General features: G+C 54.6%; 11 protein-coding genes and 1 tRNA gene. 2 read left to right on the forward strand and 10 right to left on the reverse strand.

What is annotated here, in order from left to right; genetic code table 11:
• Positions 1-5 precede the first annotated feature (5 nt).
• From pglZ to RVM26_RS14410, 9 genes are all read right to left on the reverse strand, one after another.
• Positions 6-2,504: a BREX-1 system phosphatase PglZ type A gene (gene pglZ / locus RVM26_RS14370; RefSeq protein ID WP_498939347.1), complete on the reverse strand. Its 2,499-nt coding sequence runs from the start codon at positions 2,502-2,504 to the stop codon at positions 6-8.
• Positions 2,501-3,142 carry an HNH endonuclease family protein gene (locus RVM26_RS14375; RefSeq protein WP_498939349.1) on the reverse strand — a complete coding sequence of 214 codons (642 nt, stop codon included), beginning with the start codon at positions 3,140-3,142 and terminating at the stop codon, positions 2,501-2,503. Before RVM26_RS14375 ends, pglZ begins: the two co-directional genes overlap by 4 nt.
• The gene (locus RVM26_RS14380) at positions 3,139-4,419 is read right to left on the reverse strand and encodes an AAA family ATPase (RefSeq protein WP_498939351.1); all 1,281 of its coding nucleotides are present in this window, start codon (positions 4,417-4,419) and stop codon (positions 3,139-3,141) included. The genes RVM26_RS14375 and RVM26_RS14380 overlap by 4 nt, the downstream gene beginning before the upstream one ends.
• A gap of 10 nt (positions 4,420-4,429) precedes the next feature.
• Positions 4,430-7,957, reverse strand: coding sequence for a BREX-1 system adenine-specific DNA-methyltransferase PglX (gene pglX / locus RVM26_RS14385; RefSeq protein WP_498939353.1), 3,528 nt, complete (start codon positions 7,955-7,957; stop codon positions 4,430-4,432).
• Positions 7,958-8,087: 130 nt separating this feature from the next.
• On the reverse strand, positions 8,088-9,755 hold the full coding sequence (locus RVM26_RS14390) for an ATP-binding protein (protein WP_498939355.1): 1,668 nt from the start codon (positions 9,753-9,755) through the stop codon (positions 8,088-8,090).
• A 9-nt stretch (positions 9,756-9,764) separates the two neighbouring features.
• Positions 9,765-13,334 carry a BREX system P-loop protein BrxC gene (brxC, locus tag RVM26_RS14395; protein ID WP_498939357.1) on the reverse strand — a complete coding sequence of 1,190 codons (3,570 nt, stop codon included), beginning with the start codon at positions 13,332-13,334 and terminating at the stop codon, positions 9,765-9,767.
• Positions 13,335-13,377: 43 nt separating this feature from the next.
• The gene (locus RVM26_RS14400) at positions 13,378-13,989 is read right to left on the reverse strand and encodes a DUF1788 domain-containing protein (RefSeq protein WP_023008353.1); all 612 of its coding nucleotides are present in this window, start codon (positions 13,987-13,989) and stop codon (positions 13,378-13,380) included.
• Positions 13,986-14,600 carry a DUF1819 family protein gene (locus RVM26_RS14405; protein WP_498939359.1) on the reverse strand — a complete coding sequence of 205 codons (615 nt, stop codon included), beginning with the start codon at positions 14,598-14,600 and terminating at the stop codon, positions 13,986-13,988. The genes RVM26_RS14400 and RVM26_RS14405 overlap by 4 nt, the downstream gene beginning before the upstream one ends.
• 305 nt (positions 14,601-14,905) lie before the next feature.
• Positions 14,906-14,982, reverse strand: a tRNA-Arg gene (locus RVM26_RS14410).
• A gap of 154 nt (positions 14,983-15,136) precedes the next feature.
• Here RVM26_RS14410 and RVM26_RS14415 point away from each other — a divergent pair.
• Positions 15,137-16,132: a TRAP transporter substrate-binding protein gene (locus RVM26_RS14415; RefSeq protein WP_498939361.1), complete on the forward strand. Its 996-nt coding sequence runs from the start codon at positions 15,137-15,139 to the stop codon at positions 16,130-16,132.
• Positions 16,133-16,199: 67 nt separating this feature from the next.
• On the forward strand, positions 16,200-17,186 hold the full coding sequence (locus RVM26_RS14420) for a LysR family transcriptional regulator (RefSeq protein ID WP_498939363.1): 987 nt from the start codon (positions 16,200-16,202) through the stop codon (positions 17,184-17,186).
• Between the two features lie 46 nt (positions 17,187-17,232).
• Here RVM26_RS14420 and RVM26_RS14425 read toward each other — a convergent pair whose 3' ends face one another.
• Positions 17,233-18,624, reverse strand: a complete 1,392-nt coding sequence (locus RVM26_RS14425) for an FAD-binding oxidoreductase (protein WP_498939364.1) — start codon at positions 18,622-18,624, stop codon at positions 17,233-17,235.
• Between the last annotated feature and the right edge of the window lie 136 nt (positions 18,625-18,760).

The following is an 18,760-nucleotide window of genomic DNA, read 5'->3' on the forward strand; positions in this document are numbered from 1 at the left end:
AACCCTCAGAAATCAAAATCGCTGGTAAAGGACCGCCGCATCAAATACCTGAGCGACTTGTATTCCTTGTAGTGGGAGGTGCCGGCGTGCTGTTCTTCCAGCTTTAGGAAGACCTCCTGGCCGTTGGCCTCGTCCGCCTTGCGGCTGAGCACAAAGCGCACCTGAAGCTCCCGCTCGCGGGGGTTCTCCGAGGTCAGGTCGAACGACAGATCGTGACTATCCGAGATCAGTTCCCCTGACTGGGTATAAATCCCGGCCCGCAGGTGGCGAGGCTGTACTTTCTCGGTAACCGGCCCGGACTGATACAAGGTGACCGCCAGTTGGCCGGACGTGATCACCGAGCTGGCCCCACGCAGGATGTCCACCTCAACGGCGCTGACATCACTTTGGCGCTTCTTGTTAACCTTCAGGACCGGAATCACAACCTCCTGAAGGGATGCGCCGCCATGCACAAACCGGCTGCCAGAGCCCTTAAGGCGCAGTCGGTTGATGGACTTGGGAATCTGCACTTCCATATCGCCATCCAGCCCAAGCTGCTCAGACGAGAATTGATGGAACGCCGGAGAAGCGGACAGCCCCTTACCCAGCACGAACCGACGGTCCCGGTAGCGAATATCATCGCCAGAAACGACGTCGCCCAGGAAGTCACTCTCATCCAGCTCACGGTTCTGGTAAATAAAGCCATGGTCAGCGGTGATCAGCAGGTTATTGGCGTTGGCCGCCGTGAGCTTCTTGATCAGACGAATCAGATCATCCAGGGTTTGTTCTGCGGCTTCAAAGGCCTGCCCCTCTGAGTGCATCTTGTCGCCAGTGTGGTCGATGCGGTTGTGGTAGATGTACAGCACATCATTACCCTTGAGCAGCTCCCGGCTGTCGTCCCGGTTGAGCTGCATAAAATCCTCCGCCTTAACAGCCTGGCCCCGCCCATCCAGGGCGGCCTGCAGGATTTTGGTACGGTTGACCGTACCCTGTGAGCTTTGGCCATCCACCAGTACCGTGCCGGTATCATTGTCTGCGATCGCCAAGGACTTGTTGGGCAGTAGCGCCGCCATACCGAGCTGCGTATAGCTGGGCAGGGTTGAGAGAGCCGGTTCAAGCTCCGCGCTGTAGCGATCTTCCTGCCGGATAAGGCCCAACAGCTCATCACCAATCTCATAGCGCATGGCGTCGGAAATGATCACACAGATCCGCTTGTCCTTGCACAGGTACGGGCGAACCCAGTGCTCGAAAAAGGCCTTTTGCTGAACGACCGGATAGGCCTCCCAGCGCGGCGCGGCGTCCACGTGAACCTGGAAGCCGTCGCCCAGCTTGAGCAGATAGTTGTTGGAATACAGGTTCTCCACCTGCTCACTGAGCTCGCCCATTAACGATGCCTGGCCGGACATGCGCACATGGTAGGTAAATTTGCGGTAGAGCTGATCCAACTGGAACCAGGTGCGGCTGTATCGCTGAACGCCGTCGGAGAGGCTGTCCATGGTGAGCCGAGCCTCACCGAGAATCTGGACAAAGCGGGCCGCAAACTCAATGGCTTCATACAGGTGTCGGAACTCGCCATACCAGTGGCCCTGACGCCGCTGCCGCACCCACAGCGCCACATCACCGCTGGTGACCGTGCGGCCTACCACCGCCCGCACCAGGTCACTGATAATCTTCTGGTCGATCAGCCGGAAGTAGTCCAGCTCAACCAGGTCCCGGAAATCCCGCTTACCCAGATCCTGCTCAATGCCCAGCACCTCGGCACACTCGGCAGACAGAGTTTCAAACCCCTGCTCGAACTGCCGGCTGTCTTTCCATCGCTTGAGGAACACCAGGGCGTCGCCGGTCAGTTTGACATCGCCATCGGTACCCATGGCGTAGCAGGACTTGAACAGCTCAATCACGAAGTCGCGAAGGCTGGGTTCACTAGCCTCGTAGCCGTAAAAACGGGTCAGTTGCTCCCACAGGAAGCTGTCCAGACCGCAACGCTCAATCAGCCGGATGCCATCATCGCGCCCTTCCGCCAGTTGCTGCAGCAGGGTTTCAACCACCGAGTCCATACGGGGCTCACTACCGGCACACACGGCCAGCATCTTCAGGCGCAGCTGACCGGCGGTATCGTCCGATTTCAGCAGCTTCTTCAGCGCCTCCTTGCGCTTGATCGCCTGGAAAAACTCCGCGTGAGCCTGGGCCACCTCGGCAAACTCCAGGCCCAATTCCAGTTCGGATAGCCAGATGGCCACCTGGTCGGTCCGGAACTCGCCGTGGGCCAGCTGTACGTCCAGCAACCAGTTATCCAGATCCTCCGGTTGCGGCCCCTCCTTGTACAGCAAGAATTTCTGTTCCGGTGACTCCCGCAGGATGCGATATTTCAGGCCGTACTCGTTGTTGGCGATTTCCAGCTTCTCCACGTGCGGGATGGAAACCGTCTCGAAATCACCGCGCAGCTCTTGCTTGGTGTCATACCAGAACACGACCCGGTGCCGCTCGAATAATTTTTTTAACGCCTGGGAAATTCGGTTACTCATGCGGCTGCGTAGTCTCCAAACAAATATTTGATAGTGGTCCAGAACTCACTGAAACGGCCGTCTGCTCCCATGGTTAAATAGCCCGATACGAACCTGCTCAACTCGTCATGAGTCAAACTATCATCAAGGAAAGGCTCAATTGCGCCAGCTCGCAAGCCATTCAGCTTGGGCAGGTCCAGGCCCAGTCGGGTAATGGTTTCACAGGCCGCCCGGTCGTTCTTGTCAGCGGGTTTGATCAAACCATCACCTTCAAAACCGAACCGATTTTCGCAATCCGGATCCAGCGGAGATATCAACAACTCGGAGTCAAACCAGTCGCCTTTGAGGTTACCGCAGTGGCGGGGCTCACCCTTTTTGATCTGGTTCTGGCAGGAACACAACAGATTGCCGTAATCCAACGGATCCACTGCCGGGTCACTCTGGGGCTGGAAGTGTTCTATGTGGGAATCGCCATCGGTTAACCGACGTTCACAATAGCAGCAAATGTAACCCTGCTCCCGCATCAACGATCTCTTTACCGAGGCTTTGGGATCACCCCTCAGGTCGCCATAGGTAGGCTGCCAGTCTTCATTGACATTGGCCAGATCCTTCCATTGCGTAAAAGCTTCAGGTTCGTGGCACTTCTCCACATACTTCATCGGCCAATCAGCTCCTTGCGTTTGATCAGCACCTTGGCTTTTACCAGTTCCGGATCTTCGCCAATGTCTCGTTCCAATGCAGCAATGCCTTCTCTGGCAGTATCAAGCTCGCCATCATTGATTTGCCCGTAAATAGCTCGAAGAGCATCTTCCACTTGGTCAGGGCGTGTGGTCTCAAGGCCCATCAGATCTTCAAGTACCCTGTCCACCGTCTTCCCGTAGGACTCATTCGGGCGAACAATCTCCAATTCCCCGGCATCTGTCATGTTCATAAGGAACAGATTCTCCGGTTTCACATGGGTAATTACATGCGGTGAATGAGTGGAGATAAAAAACTGACAGTTCGGGAAAACCGCCCTCAAACTGGGCACCACCAAGCGCTGCCATTTCGGATGCAGGTGCAGATCAATTTCATCGATCATCACAATGCCATCTCCCAGCAGCGGATCTTCTCGCTCCGGGTTGGCTATGGCCATGCGCCTGGCAAGGTCGCCAACCATGGCCATCAAGCATTTTTCGCCATCGGAAAGCTGGTTTACTGTGAGTCGCTGGCCTTTCTTCGTTACCTCCATCCGCAGCGGTTGGCGCCTTACGGTCAGGTTTTGGAAGTCCGGCATGAAAATCTCAAGAGCCCGTCGCACCGCCGTTAGCTGCGAATCCGGGAACTCGAAATCGTCCGGCTTGATCAGATCATCTATGTATTTGCGGTTCTCGTTCTCAAGGTCTTCACGCTCTCGGAACCATTCAAAGAAAGTACGGAAGTTGGCGCCACTGGTTAGCGACTCCTCGTAAGCAGAAAGAAGCCCGAACTGATGCTTTTCCCGGATACGCAGTGGAATATCCAACACAGCGCGATTCACCGGGTAGTAAGCAAACAAGGGGATGTTTACCTTCCCGTTGTGCTCGGTGATGCCGGCCTGAATACCCTTGGCCGTTTCGGATGCAGAAATCAGAACAGAGGCCAGGTCCTTTTTGCTGTACCCCTTACGCACCTTCGCCAAGTTCCAGCCGAAGTAAGTACCCTCATCAAACAGCTGAATGGTCAAATTAGCGGAGGATTCACCATTTTTGATGTCAGATTCGGCAATCGGCCTCCCAGACGCACCCGCATGCTTAATCCGGTTAGCTAACCAGGAGAGCATGATGGCCGAGGCATCCAGAATGCTGGATTTGCCCGCGCCATTCATACCGACAAACACATTAAGCTTATCGTCCAGATCCAGCGGTAGATCTTGAGCGCCACGAAAGCGCTGCAAGGTTAGTTTGCTGATATGCATGACTGTGCTCCTAGCCAGAGAGGCCGGTAATCTTCTTTAAAGCGTCGCCAAATTTCGGATAGTTGGCCTTCACCCCGTCATCGAGATCGATTTCCACCTGCTCGGTAGCCAGCGGATAAAGTACATCCCGCTCGTAGTCATCCAGCTCGGCGAGGATCTTGTTGATCTTCTCAATCTCTTTCAGGGCCTTGGTTTTCTCACCCTGGGAAGCCCCGGCGCTGATACTGACGGCCTCCAGATGGTTTTTCCGGGCTTTTAGCTTTTCGTCTTTGAAATCGCGCAGATACTCCAGCACCGTGCCCACGGTGTGAGGCTGGTAGCGGTGCATGTAGATCAACGCATTGAATGAGCCCTTGGGTGAGGAGAACAGCCAGTAGATGGGTCGCTTCTTGTAACGGCGCACGTGGTCGTTGTAGAAGTCCTTCAGGAAGTACTTGCGGATGTCCTTACCCAGCGCCTGCTCTACAAAGCGGAGGTTTTCGTCATAGTGTTCTTCGCCAAAGGCGATGCGCAGGAATTCACGAAAGCGTTCGGTGATGTCGTCGGTGAACCAGTCGCCATCGAGCATGGGGATGACATTGTCATCGTCCGCCGGGAAGCTCGGCTCCGGAACCCGCTTCAGATAGTCCTCGATGGTATCTCCCTGATTGGCCAGGATCAGCCCCGGTTCTTCCAGAGAATAACGACCGAACATACAGCCTACGGCATAGGAGACCAGTTCGCGTATGGTGTCAGCCAGTAGAAGCGCCTCCAGCTCCTCCTCACTCTTGTTGTTCCCGTAGCGGTAGTGGGGGTTGCAGGTCAGAGTGACCTCCTCCATCGGTACATCTGGTGTCAGCTCATCCTGCAGGCCGTAGGCGTCGATAAAAATGCGGTTGTTTTCCTCCTCCAAACGTTGCTGTTCCTGAGTCGCCTCTCGCCAATGGTTGCGGAGGCTGGCATAGCTGGCTTCCAGAGAATCCGTGCGTTGAGTGAACGAGAGCAGTGGGATAGTGGTGAAATCCCACGAGGTCTCGTAGATGTCCCAATCGAGTTTGGCTCTTGAAATACAATTATCAGCAATTGCTCCAGCCCCAGTTGGCACGGACACTGGAATGTCCGCAAGATTTCCGGGGTTTACATTGAGTGTTGGGTTCAAAGCCCCAAGTGCTGAGTACACAACTGGCGAGTTAAGCAAAGCAGCGAACTGCGCCTGCAGTGATGGATCGTGTATCGGGCAAAGGCCGGATGCGTCGTCAAATAGGAATCCCTCTCCAGTAGAGCGAAAGCTAACTAAACCGGTGGTAATCTTTGTCCACGAAAGCGCTGGCTTGAAGATGTACTCAAGGTTGTGGTTAGTTGACCCTACCTTATAGCCATTACCCCTCATATTTAGAAGTTCGTAACCATCGTCTTCCCAGTTGACGACATGTTCGACATTGCCGTACCAGCGTCTAAAAGGTCCGCCCTTAAGATATGGGAACCATTTAGCTCCAGAGGCATGTGCCGCCTGTCGGTCCGGCAAGCCCTTAGCAAACTTTGAATGCTCAACTTCAAACCACAGTCTAATAAACCTAGGATTATCAGCTGTAACCATCCCTTTCCTTGGGCTTGCAAAGTCGCTGAGTTTTTTTGAATTGGCAAATGTTTCTCGAAGTTCATTGCTTGCCCAGTAGGATAATGGAGCGCCTGGGAGCTTAGAAAAATCGTCTACTTCCGCGACAAAGTAGTAGGGAGCGCAGCGCTTATCTTTACCAGTCGCAAATTCACATTCTTTTTCAGCTTCGCTTTTGCCATTAACTAGCCGAAGGAACTCGGCCTTCTTGTTTGGGATTTTTGCGTTAGCAAATACAAACGCGGTGGTCGAAACTACATCTCCGCCAATAGCATCGAACGCATTTTCACCAAGATGGACCATCGAGAGCAGTGTGTTTTCACTGAGGAGCTTTCGGCGCAACTTTGAAAATGATGACAGAAACATCCATGCCTGCATATTTATCATAGCCAGCATACCGAAGCGCAGTGAAGACTGAAGCCCTCGCTCCATAAAGAGAGCAAAGAGATTCGCGGAACTATCGGGAAACTCTTTGAGAGCCCATGCTTTCAGCTCTTGATTCGCGCTGCTGATGTCCATGTAAGGCGGGTTCGCCACTACTACGTGATATCTTTGGGAAAGAACCTCAGCCATGCGCAACACGGAAACGACACGCGCCTGCACCTCCTTCAGCAGCAGATCGCCGCCAAAATCCCGAGCTTCAATCACTCGCAGCATCTCGGCCGGTTCGCGCAACCTCGGCACGATTAATGAGCCGAAGTTTCTCGCCTGCCCAAACTGCCTTAGCGTCTCGCGCAGTTCTTCAGTAAAAAAATCTTTACCCACAAGAGCAGCTACATCCTGCATCTCGGAGTCAGTAAAGGTGACCTTCTCCAGAACGACAACATTCGGCTGCACCGGTTTCCGGAAGAACCGGCGCTGCTTAGCCCGTGCCTTCATGCTTAGCGCAAAGGCGGCGAGCTCGCCGGCACGCTCATCTATCTCAACACCATAGAGGTTGTGAGTCAGAATCTTGGCCGGAATATCACCAGGTTCGTAGCCTTCCTCTTCGTAAATGGCATACAGCAAATCGAAGGCATAAGTCAGCATATGCCCCGAACCGCAGGCCGGGTCACAGATCTTGATCTCTTCCGGGCTATTGATCCGCAGGAAGTCGGTCTCAGGCTGCTCTTTACCATCCGCCGCAGGCGCTGGCTTGATGTAGTAGTCCATCTGCTCAATCAAGCCAGAGTTGGGACGGTTGAGCATCCAGAGGCGGCCCAGCGAGTTTTCCACTAAGTAACGAACAATCCAGTGAGGAGTGAATAGCTGGGTCGCCGCTGGGATATTCTCGGGAGTAACCTTCTTGTTCTTCTTGAGATCAGCAAATACTTGGTCTTTCTTCTCGGCGATATAGAACTGATACAGCCAACCGATTACCTCAACATCTTTACAGGCATCCGGTGTCATAGCCTCGCGGGTATAGGCCAGAATGGAGTTACCGGAAAGCAGATCATCCGGCATCAAAAGCTCGGTGTAATCGTCAATGCGCTGGAACAGGAACGGCATCGCGCTGTACCAATAGTTACAGGCGGCTACGACCAGCAGGCGATAGGCTTCCCCCTGCGGATCCTGACTGGGTGTCTTTCCATCCAGGAGAGCGAAGATCTTTTGACGGGTTGACTCCGACACCATTTCTTCATCGATATGGCCCATTTTGGCATCGGTCAGGATCTCGGGCTGGAACTGCCCCTCAGCAGGGGAAACAATGCCAATGCGGTTGTAACGATTCACGTCCATAAAACGCAGGGCACAGAAGCGGTTGAACCAGATATAGGCCACCCGCTCGATAACCTGCTCTTTGCCCTGCTCGGCTATCGCCTCTTCCAGCTTTTTAATCGCTTGTGGCCTTTCTCGCCGGGCGGGACTCTCGTCGGCCAATACCAGTTTGAGCTTGGCGGTAACCTGTTCGAGGAGGCTGCGGCGAGCGAATTGGGCGAACTTTTTAAGTTTTGCGGTTTCCATTCAATAACCTGCTGAATTGCTTTTGAACGCAGAGCAGGCGCTCTGTGTTGTCGTTACGCTTTCGCATGCAGCATATATATGCTCGGTGAGCATATATATGCTCGGTGAGCACATGTTGCGCGCAAAAAGCTTAAACCCGCTCATAAGTAGCGCCTTTCTGCTCACCTATTTGCTTGATTTGTTTGGCGCCTTTCATTCTGGTTAGCAGCCGGTAAGCCTGATTTCTATCGAGGTGGCAGAGCTCCATGACGTCCGCGCGTTTAATGCTTCCGTGAGTGTCAATAAAGCTCAGTACCATCTGCTCCTGCTGGATGGCATCGAACCCGGCTTGACGCACGTAAGCCACCTTTTGGCCCGCCCCCTGGTATACCTTGGCGCTCAGGGTATAGCTACGGCCACGACCAGTGCCGTGAGCCTCAACCAGGCCAACCTCGAGTAATCTTTCGAGAATAACCCGGGTTTGCGGCTCACTTTTCTGTAACGCTGGCGCCAGTTCGCCCGTGGTCAGTCGGCGCTCATCTTTCAGGCGGGCAAGTGCGATCAAGGGCTCAACATGCGAATTCCCCAGCTTGTCATGCTGTTCGACCACCATCCTCAGGAAGTCTCGATCTGCGGCGATATTGGCCATGAAAAGATTGACAAAGTAGGCCGTGGACAAGGTGTAATCGGGCTCGGGCCGGCCATAACGCAACATCCCCTCGTAAATACGGTCGATACCACGCCCGGTACGCTCAGCCAGACCAATTCGCTTGATGATGTCAGCCAGCAGGGGGTTGCGAGATTGTGGTGGGGCCACCAGCAAATTATTGAGATTGACCCCTTCGATAAAGCCGCCGGGGCTGCTGATATTCAGACCGCTGTCATCCAGTTTGACATGGACTGCCCCGAGGCGACTAAAGTCCCGGTGCACGAGCGCGTTGACGAAACCTTCCCGAAAGGCGCGCCGATCGTAGTTGGGGATCGGTACGCGAAACAACCCGACTTCCAGCTCTTCTTCTATTACCCACGGCTTGAACTGAAGCTCTACTTGTTCGAAGGTTTCCAGCAGCGGCTTGCGGTAGAACTCGTTAACACGTACCTCAGTGCCGTGCAGTACCTGAAAGGCGACTTCATAGGCTGGGAGGTGCTGCCGCAACAGTGCCTCAGATCCCAAGAGCAATAGGCCTGCAACAGTCGGGAGTGGTTTGCCATTAATGGTTTTGACTAAACCCAGTGCTCCATCCAGCTCTTCATCCGACAGGGCCAAAAGAGACTGCTCACCACCGTATTTTTCAATGGCATTGCGAATGCGCAGACGTTGCAAGGGATCGAGTTGGTCGGTGCTTATTTCTTCAAGCATCATGGCTGAAGGGTCCATAAGCCCCATCGATGATTGGCGTTGAGTGAACTCATGGGGATAGAACGGCACGGCCTCCGGGGAGCCATCGACTCTCAGGCGCCGGCGCTGCAGCAGGCCATCCGAGGTGGATATCAACTGCCGTGATTTGGGTACGTGGATTCTGGCAACGGGCTTCCCCTGCAGCTCAAGGGCTTCAACACGCACAGCCAGCGATGGGATGGTCTTGTTGGCAATCAGTGCTGGCAGGCCAGTGAGGTTACGGTGGTTGGCGTGCAGCCCGGTCGGCGTGCCATCGTCTTCAACACCCAGAAACAGGTCGCCGCCCTCGGTATTGGCCAAGGCCACCACTGCGGCTATCAGATCCCGGTCCGGCAGGCTTTTGATATCGCTCTTGAACTCAACGGTCAGATTTTCACCGCCGCGAATTAGCTCAAGGAGATCCCGCTCTGTATCGTTCATAGCCATCTCTTATATTTGCACCTTGCGGCCTTGCTGAATTTCTTGCAGCAGGGCTTCGCGCAGAGATTCCAGGTAACGCTCCACGTCGGCTTCACTGGCCAGCCAGGCTTTGTCATAAGCAACCTGAAGATTACGCGCCCGCACGTAATCCGCCGGTGATTCATTGACTTGAGGCGGCTTCCCATCACTTTCCCTTGAACCAGTAGGTTCTGGCGTTTCCTCTGGTGCCGCTTTCTGGTGGGCCATAGAGACCATTCGAGCGAGAACCTTCTGATAGCCTTGGTCTTCAAAAAAGCGCAGACGATCATTGATCACAGCAATCAAGCGCTCCTGCCCGATGTAATCGACCAGATCTCGGAAGGGTTTGTTGAGCTCATCCTGGCGCGGCTCCGGCAGGGACTGATATTCGTCCATGCTCTGCATTCGCTCCTGCATGGTCTTCAGTGACGTTTCTGCCTGGGAGCGGGTTTGCTGCACTTTCTCGTTGATGCGCCCCTGTAGGCTGTCCAATTGGCCCTTCAGCTGCTGAATGCGGCTCCCCTTGTAGCAATTGGGATCGTTCAGGGTGGAACGGATCTGCTCAATCTCATCGCCAGAGACGTAGATGAAGTTGGGCTCCTGGCTCTGCAGAAGGGACCGGGCCTGGTTGTAGATCTCTTTTTGTGAGCCCCCCATGAATTTGCGGATGGGATCGATCACATCTTCTTTCACGTCCAGCAGTTGGTCTTCCTGCTTGCCCAGTTCCGTCAAGTGCCAGGTGTAGGGCTTGGTGGCAATATCATTCAGCGTCTCCAGAGCCGGTTTCAAGGCATTAAGAAAGGGGTACTGGTCGACTTGTGCTATCCGCCGATCCAGGTCGTGGTGCATCTCCTGGAAAGCTTCGCCGGTTTCTTTACCCAGGGCCTTGGCTTCGCTGCTGCGGGGCGGGCTGTCAAAGAAGTCCTCGTAGAACGACTTGAGGGCTCGGACCTGAGACGCGGTGAACTCAATCTGTGGCTCCAGCACAACATTGCCCTGGCCGTGAGTGTTACGCAGGGCGCGCTCCAGCCCGCTGTCCTCCAGGATATTCCCGTCGAGACGAACTTCCACCTTGCCACGGGCACACAGGTTGGCCAGGGTGCAGAGAATCGCGGCGTAATACCAGCCGTAGGGTTTGCGTTCGAATTTTTCCAGCAAGCTCTTCAAGGTGGTGCGGACACCGCCCCGGTTGTTGCTCTGAATGAACGCCAGCACCTCTTGCTCGGATTCCGCCAGGGCCGTGGCGTCGTTACCGAAAAGGCCATCGTCTGTACGGTTGAGGCAATTGTTGATGTCGTTTTCCGTGTAGGAAACGCCGCGCAACATGCGGAGGTTGGGGTAAGCCCGTGAAATCAGCTCGTGGAAGCCCCGGATAATGCGGGTCTGGGGGTCCTCATTCGCCACTTCCACATCGGCGCCGCCAATGAGCAACCTGGATTTTCCAATGAGGGTCTGAACCTGCTGCCGGAGCCTGGCCTCGCGCTCACGGTTCTGGAAGCCTTTATCATTCAGGATCCGCTTGACGGCTTCCTGCTGGGTAACAGAGATATTCTGTTTGATGTACTTCTCGGTGCGCTTGAACATGAGCAGATCACGCACCAGGCGCTCGTCCGACGGCATGAGCACGAAGAGCTCGTCCGCCTTGTAGGTTGAAGCTGTACGGAGCATTTGCTCATTGTCGGTATGCTCGTGGAACGGGCTGATGACATTGATCGAGAGCTCGTATTCACGCCCATGCAGTCGATCATCCAGTTTGCGCGAAAAAGAGTAGTCCTGCCCCTGGTTCTGGGAAGAGCCGGCGTCATAACGGATCTTGCGCTGCTTTATAACAAAGTCGAAAACGATCTTTTCCAGCTCGTCCGCGACATCCGATGATTCGACCTCGGTGTTCTTGATCTCCTGCTCGACGTCCTTTTCCTCGTCCGTCAGGTACTCGTACTGGTCCCCGTTGCGCTGTATGTAGGTCTGTTGCTCCAGAAGGCTCAGGGCTTCCTCGACCTTGGTGCGAAGTGCCGGCAGATCCTGATCGAAGGCATCCAGCATCAGCACGCAAAGGTTACGCACCGTGGGCTTGAATTCCTTGACGTATTTGACCAGAAACAGGGCCTTCAGAAGACGAATGGCGAAGGCATTATCGAGGTGGTTCTCGGCCTGAATAATCGCCCGCTGTATCTGTGATTTCAGTGCAGAGCGTATGCCTTCAAACATCAGGTCAAAGGTGGCCAGCTGGCCCACCTCATGGTTGCCGATGTGGATGGCCACCTGCTGGAAAACCCCCAGCATGGAGCGCTCACCGACGGAACTGTGTTTACCCTCGAAGGCGTTGTGCTGCGACAGGTTCTGAATCGCCGATTGAAACAGCGCGAACTGGTAGGGAACGAAAGGATAGCTGTGGATGAAGTGGTCCCTGTCCCGGAAGTTCCGGTAGGTGGCCGATCCATCCGCGAAGTCAAACAGGGTTTTGAAGTTGTTCGCTTGCGCGTGGTAGACGTCCGATAGCTGATTGACGCCCTCCTCAGTCTTGGTCAGCAGGCGCTTCTGGATAACCTCCGCCACGTCCGCGCTGGACAGCTTCATGCGGTTATTGAACCGTGCCTGAATTTTCGAGAAATCGTTGCCTTGCTGCTTGCCCATTTCGCCCACCACGTTTTTCATTTCTTCCTGGGCGGTGACGATAATCCAGGCCCGGCCCCGACACTTGGTGGCGAGGCTCTCGGCAATGGTTTGCAGGTTGGTCATCAGCTTGGTGTTGTCGGCAATGTACTGGCCGACCTCGTCCACAAAGAAGTTCAGGCGAAACTCTTTGTGGCCACCCTCTTTTGCCTGCTTCTCGATATAGGCATTCACATTGTCCGCGAAGTCTTCAATTGAAACGCGGTATTCGCTGCGGTACTTGTCCAGAATGCCCGCTGCCGACTGCGGGTCGCCACCAGTCACAGCGGCGTAGGCTTTGGCAATATTCGGGCCTTCCAGAAGGGCTTGCTCCCGGCCTTTCTGCCAAGGGCGACCGGCGATGGCCTCGTACTCGGCTTTGAACTGTTCGTACAGGCCACGGCCGTCCAGATCGCGCTCAAACTGGGCGATGTGCCCTTGTTTGCCGTAGTAGCCGCACATTTCGTCAAAGACTTTAACGAACACGGCCAGAAGCGCATCGATCTGGGTTTTGCTGATGACATCGGCTTTCTGATCGATGTTGAACAGAATGCTCTTCGCCGGAATTGAGACAGCTCGCTTCAGGTCGCCCCGGAGAATTTCATTCTCGCTGCACTTGGGAAGGAACAGGTCCAGGGTCGTAGCACCGTCCATTTCCCGGTTTTCAAGCAGAAGGGCAAGCATTTTGAGCAGGTGTGACTTACCCGAGCCGAAGAAGCCGGATACCCAGACCCCGTTCGCCCCTTCGTAGTTGTTGTAGGCGTCCAGAAACTCTTCGAGGCGTTTCTCGACTTCGTTGGTCAGTACGTATTCTTCAATTTCGAGGCGAAGACTGGCTTCATCGTCGGCTTTGATAACGCCTTCAATGGGGCGATCAACGGGCTTTAGAAAAATATTCTTCAATGTCATTGTGCTTTCCCTTAATGATTACGCCTCGAATCGTATCGTCCGCTCAGGCTTCGTAATGAAAGATGTTGAACGCACGGTAGTACTTGTCGTCATGCAACCTGCCGAACAGATCCAGCGATGCCCCGGTTTCCAGCGAGTGGGTATAGGAGCCCGGGAAGAACATCACCGTTGGCTGGTCTTTGGCGGTGCTCTGCAAGTTGTTGAGCACGTTATGGGAGCGTATGTAGGGGAAGACCTCGCCCACCCCTGAGAGAAACAGCACGTCAAACTCAACGGACTGGAGTTTTGCCGCAATAGCGGGCACCAAATGGGCTTCCGGGTCCAGCACTCCCTGTAGCAGCTCTTTCAGCTGATCCTTTGAGACCGTGGGCTCGAGCTCCAACACCTGCTCCCAGATGTCTCTTTCTTTCAAAATATCGACGGCCAGGTCGTACAGATTGATACTCAGGATCCGGATGCCCGCCTGCTCCAGTCGGTTAACCAACTGTCGCTGAAGGCGCTCCATTTCGACCGCCTCTTCAGGCCGGTAGGGGCAGATGAAGAAAGGCACTTCATTACCCAGCCCCTGTTTGTTCAGGAATCGCTGGCCGGAAACCACGCTGAACAGGTGCTGTAGTCGCTCCTGCATCGGCATTTTGGCAATGTCCTTTCTCAAGCTGACATCCCCCTGATATCGGATTCATAGACTGGGAAGTAAAAAAACTCGTCAGGATTGTTCTGACGCAGCAACTCAACCAGCCTGGGGTTTAGCAGTACCGCGTTGATGGTTTTGTCCTTAGCTAACAACCCTGCCTCCCGCAGCATTCTGAACAGGACCTGTCGCAATTTATCGCGCGTTGAGGCGCTGGCATTATCCAGTTCGTCATGCCATTCCGATTTACGGTTATAGAAGGCATCGAAATCCTCAAAACTGAGATCCAGCTTCATCGCGACAAACCGTTCGTGTAGCACTTCCACCGCAAAGTCCGCTATAAAGCGATAAAGGCGGCACACCGCAACCCAGAGGAGGTGCGCCTGATCCTGGTGGTTTGCCTCGGCCAGGAAAGTGAGTTCGCTTTCGCCCAACGTCTTCAGGCGTGCAATCGCCTCTCTACAGGTGCGCTTTGCCGTGCTTTCCGTTCTGGCCTGTAGCAGGTTGTCATGCAGCGCTTGAGCACGCACCTCTTCCCAATCATGAAGCGAGAGGTACAGTTCGGCCAGGCTCACCGATTCGCGGTGATACAAGCTGCCGGACGTGAAGGAAATGCGATACCGTTGAAGCTTCATCCCAGCACCGTTTACTGATTGACGTAAATAAATAATTTATCAGGCATTTAATCGCTATAAAAAATTTTGAAAATGAGATGTTACATCAATCACACTTCATATTGTTGGAGCACGTGATATCACTGAAAGGTAGTAACCGCCAACATAGCCTGTTATGTAAACAAGTGTGTGTGGCAAAAAGCCAAGAGGCATCATTCAAAATCATTAGATGGGAATATCAAGACAGTGTGGTCACAATTTAGTCTCGGGATAGTCATAGCCAAAAAAACAAGGGCTTACGAATTAACGTAAGCCCTTGATATATTTGGCGCGCCCGGCAGGAATTGAACCTGCGACCTTCGGCTTCGGAGGCCGACACTCTATCCAACTGAGCTACGGGCGCTTTGGGTGCGTATCGTACCCGTGTGGGCGCGTGGTGTCCAGCCGCTTGGCGGTTTTCGGCGCGTAGATGATTGACCGTTTTCCCTGCGGTGGTGCATGCTCTGGGGGCACTTTTGCGCCTCGCACCTACCCTGATCCGTTTGGGAACATAAAGAATGAAAACATTCGCACGTAGTACGCTGGCACTGGGCATCTCACTGGCGCTGGTGGGCGCCGCGAACGCCAACGAATTTGCCGACATGAACCCCGTGACCCTTCGCCTGGCCCACGTGGTGAACGAGCAGGATGGCTTCCATGTTGCCGCCACCAAGTTCGAAGAGCTGGTGGAAGAGCGCACCGAAGGCAAGGTGAACATCGAGATTTTCCCCAACGCCTCGCTGGGCGATGAGCGCACGCTGCTGGAAGGCATGCAGATCGGCACCGTGGACATGGGCGTGATCACCAACGGGCCAGTGGCCAACTTCGTGGAAGAGATGGCGGTCTTCGAACTGCCCTTCCTGTTCCCCACTCCCGAAGCCGCCTATGGCGTGCTGGATGGCCCCATTGGCCAGGAGCTGCTGGACAAGCTGGCCGACGTGAACCTGAAAGGCCTGGCCTACGCCGAGCGCGGCTTCCGCAACCTGACCAACAGCGAGCGCGCCGTGAATTCGCCGGAAGACCTGGATGGCCTGCGCATTCGCGTGATGGAAAACCCGGTGTACACCGATACCTTCCGCGAGCTGGGGGCCAACGCCATCCCGATGGCCTGGACCGAAGCGTTGACCGCCATGCAGCAGGGCACCATCGACGGCCAGGAAAACCCGGTGAACGTGATTCACTCGTTCAAGCTGGATGAAACCCAGAACTACATGACCCTGTCACGCCACACCTACGCCCCGGCGATTTTCGTGATGGGCATGCCTGCCTGGAACCAGCTGCCTGAAGCCGCCCAGGACGTCATCCGCCAGGCCGCCCAGGAAGCCGCCGAGCATGAGCGTCAGGTGAACGCCGATATGGAAGCCGAACAGCTGGCCGCCCTGCGCGAAGCGGGCATGGTAATCAACGACTCCCCCGATATGGAAGCCTTCCAGGCCGCCGTTGCGCCGGTTTATGAGAAGTACGGCCAGCAGTTCGGTGATTACCTGCCGCGCATTCAGGAGGCGCTGGAGTAAGCAAGCCATTCCATAGCAGGACTGGCCCCTTGAAGCGCTGTCGAAACGCTGTTCGCGTTGCGCTAACATGCCGCGTGAACAGCTTCCCCAACGAGAGAACACACTGATGTCCGCAGCAGCCCGTGTGAAGCTGGCAGCCCGACTACATAAGGTGAACCTGAACTTATTGCTGGTTTTTCATACGCTGTATTGGAAGAGAAGCCTGACCCTGACAGCCAAAGCGCTTTGTTTAAGCCAACCGGCGGTGAGCCACTCATTAAAAAAACTTCGTCAACTGATGGGCGACCCGCTGTTTATCAAAACGCTGGATGGTATGCAGCCCACCCCTCTTGCCCAACAAATGGAAGCTACCGTAGCAAAGGGGATGTTTTACTTTGATCAGGCTATCTACGGCAACCGAGAATTTATACCCGCCTCTTCAAAGCGCGAATTCCGCGTCAGCCTCGTGGATTATATGAGCCAGCAGCTGCAGCCCAAGCTCATTCAACACTCGTTGATACATGCGCCTGACGTCTGCTTCAACATGCTCTCTACACGCATTGCCAGTGCCGACGATGCACAGGAGGTCATTCAGGCCAATGATATCGACTTGGCCATTGTGCAATTTGAAACCTTACCCCTCACCCCATATCACGAATATTTGTGTGATGACGTGATTGGCTGTGTAGGCGACGCCACCTACTACGGCTCGGGCAGCGCCATCAGTCTGGAGACGTTTTTAGGCGCGCCGCAGGTTGCGCTCTCTCACCGAGAGGATAGCCCGCTGCTGATTAATGAGAAATTAAGGCAACTGGGGCTCGAGCGCAAAATCGTTGCTAAAACACCTTACATCACGCCGTTACAGGAGGTTCTGGCCAACACCCAGCTACTATGCGTGGTGACAGCGAGTGCAGCCGAGGTGATCTGTCGTGGCAACTCGCTGAAGTTTTATGCCCTGCCTCTAGACCTTGCCCCTTTCAAGGTGTGCCTGTGCTGGGACGAACACAAGGATCATGATGCAGGCGTTCATTGGCTAAGGTCATTAATGAGGCAGCTGACCTCACCCGTCTCTTGATCGCCGCCCCACGCACTCACCACGCTGGCATGGTGATTCTGGCTACCTATTCAAACGCGATGACCTTGCCTGGATTGAGCAGTCCTTTCGGATCCAGCGCCACTTTCAAGCGTTGCATCAAGGCAATTTCCTCTGCCGTACGGGACACCGACAAATACGGCTTTTTCTCCAGGCCAATACCATGTTCAGCCGAAACGGAGCCGCCAAACGCTTCAAGCGGTGGGTAGACAAGCTGCTCCACTTGGCGACGGCTATCGGGGCTATCATCGCGTACCGTAATCATGATGTGTAAGTTGCCATCTCCCAAATGGCCGAACACCACTAACCTACCGACGTCTGGCCACTGGCTGTGCAGACGTCTTTCAAGCTCTTCCACGTAGGCGTTTATATGCGGAATCGGCAGACTGACATCATAGGAGAACATCGGTTTGAGCTCGCGTACCAGCACTTCGATATCTTCTCTGATGGCCCAGATCTGACTACGCTGAGCATGCGAGCTGGCCAGCACCGCATCGGTGATGAGCTCAGCCTCTAGAGCACGCTGCAACACCTGTGAGAAACGTTCGGCATCCTGAGCCTCATCCACCCCTAATGTTTCAATGATGGCGTAAAAGGGCGAATCATCGGCCAGCAAAGGTGCATGCTTACCGCTTTCAGTGGTCATGAGCTGATAATGGTTGTGCCATAAGGCTTCGAAGGCACTCAGGCTGTTGGCCAGTTCGCGGGAAACAAGGTTTAAAAGTTGGGTCAAGGCATCAAACGAGGGCACGGCAACCAGTGCCGTTTGCTCACTGGGCATGTGAGGCTGTAAACGCAACACCGCACGCGTGACGACCCCCAAAGTACCTTCGCTGCCAATAAACAGCTGCTTCAAGTCATAGCCCGCATTGTTTTTGAGCATTTTATTTAGCGAGCTCACGACAGTACCGTCGCTCAGCACGGCTTCCAGCCCCAATACCTGTTGGCGCATCATGCCGTAGCGTATGACGCGAATGCCCCCGGCATTCGTCGCAATATTGCCACCAATAGTACAAGACCCTCTCGCCCCCAGATCCAGCGGAAACTGCATGTCAATGGCCTGCGCCGCTTCCTGTACATGCTGAAGCGTCACTCCCGACTGTACCTGCATCGTCGCACCGACCGAGTCCACTTCCTCGATCTGATTCATCAACTCCAGCGACACCACTAGCTCCTCAGGGCTAGCGACACCGCCATGCACAATGCCGGTCATACCGCCGTGGGTCACGACAGGCTGGCCAGCCTCGTAACATATCGCCATGACCTGACTTAACTGTTCCGTACTACGTGGCCTGATGATGGCTTTCGCGCGACACGGCGCCCCGGTAAACCAATCCACGCTTCGCTGCGTTACATCGTCTCCCGTCAAGACTCCTGCCGAGCCCACGACACCTAGAAGATCGTTCAGCAACTTATCCATTTCTTATTCCTGTTTGAGCGAGCTATATCATTAGTCGAAGCCACTGGGCTTTTCGAAAACCGTTCACAGCCCTGCTAAAAGGCAGGTCATGAAGAGATATCGCTTGCAGGCTAGCGCTAACCACCAAATCACTCAA

The organism is Halomonas sp. KM072 (assembly GCF_050710315.1).
Taxonomy (GTDB): Bacteria; Pseudomonadota; Gammaproteobacteria; order Pseudomonadales; family Halomonadaceae; genus Vreelandella; species Vreelandella hamiltonii.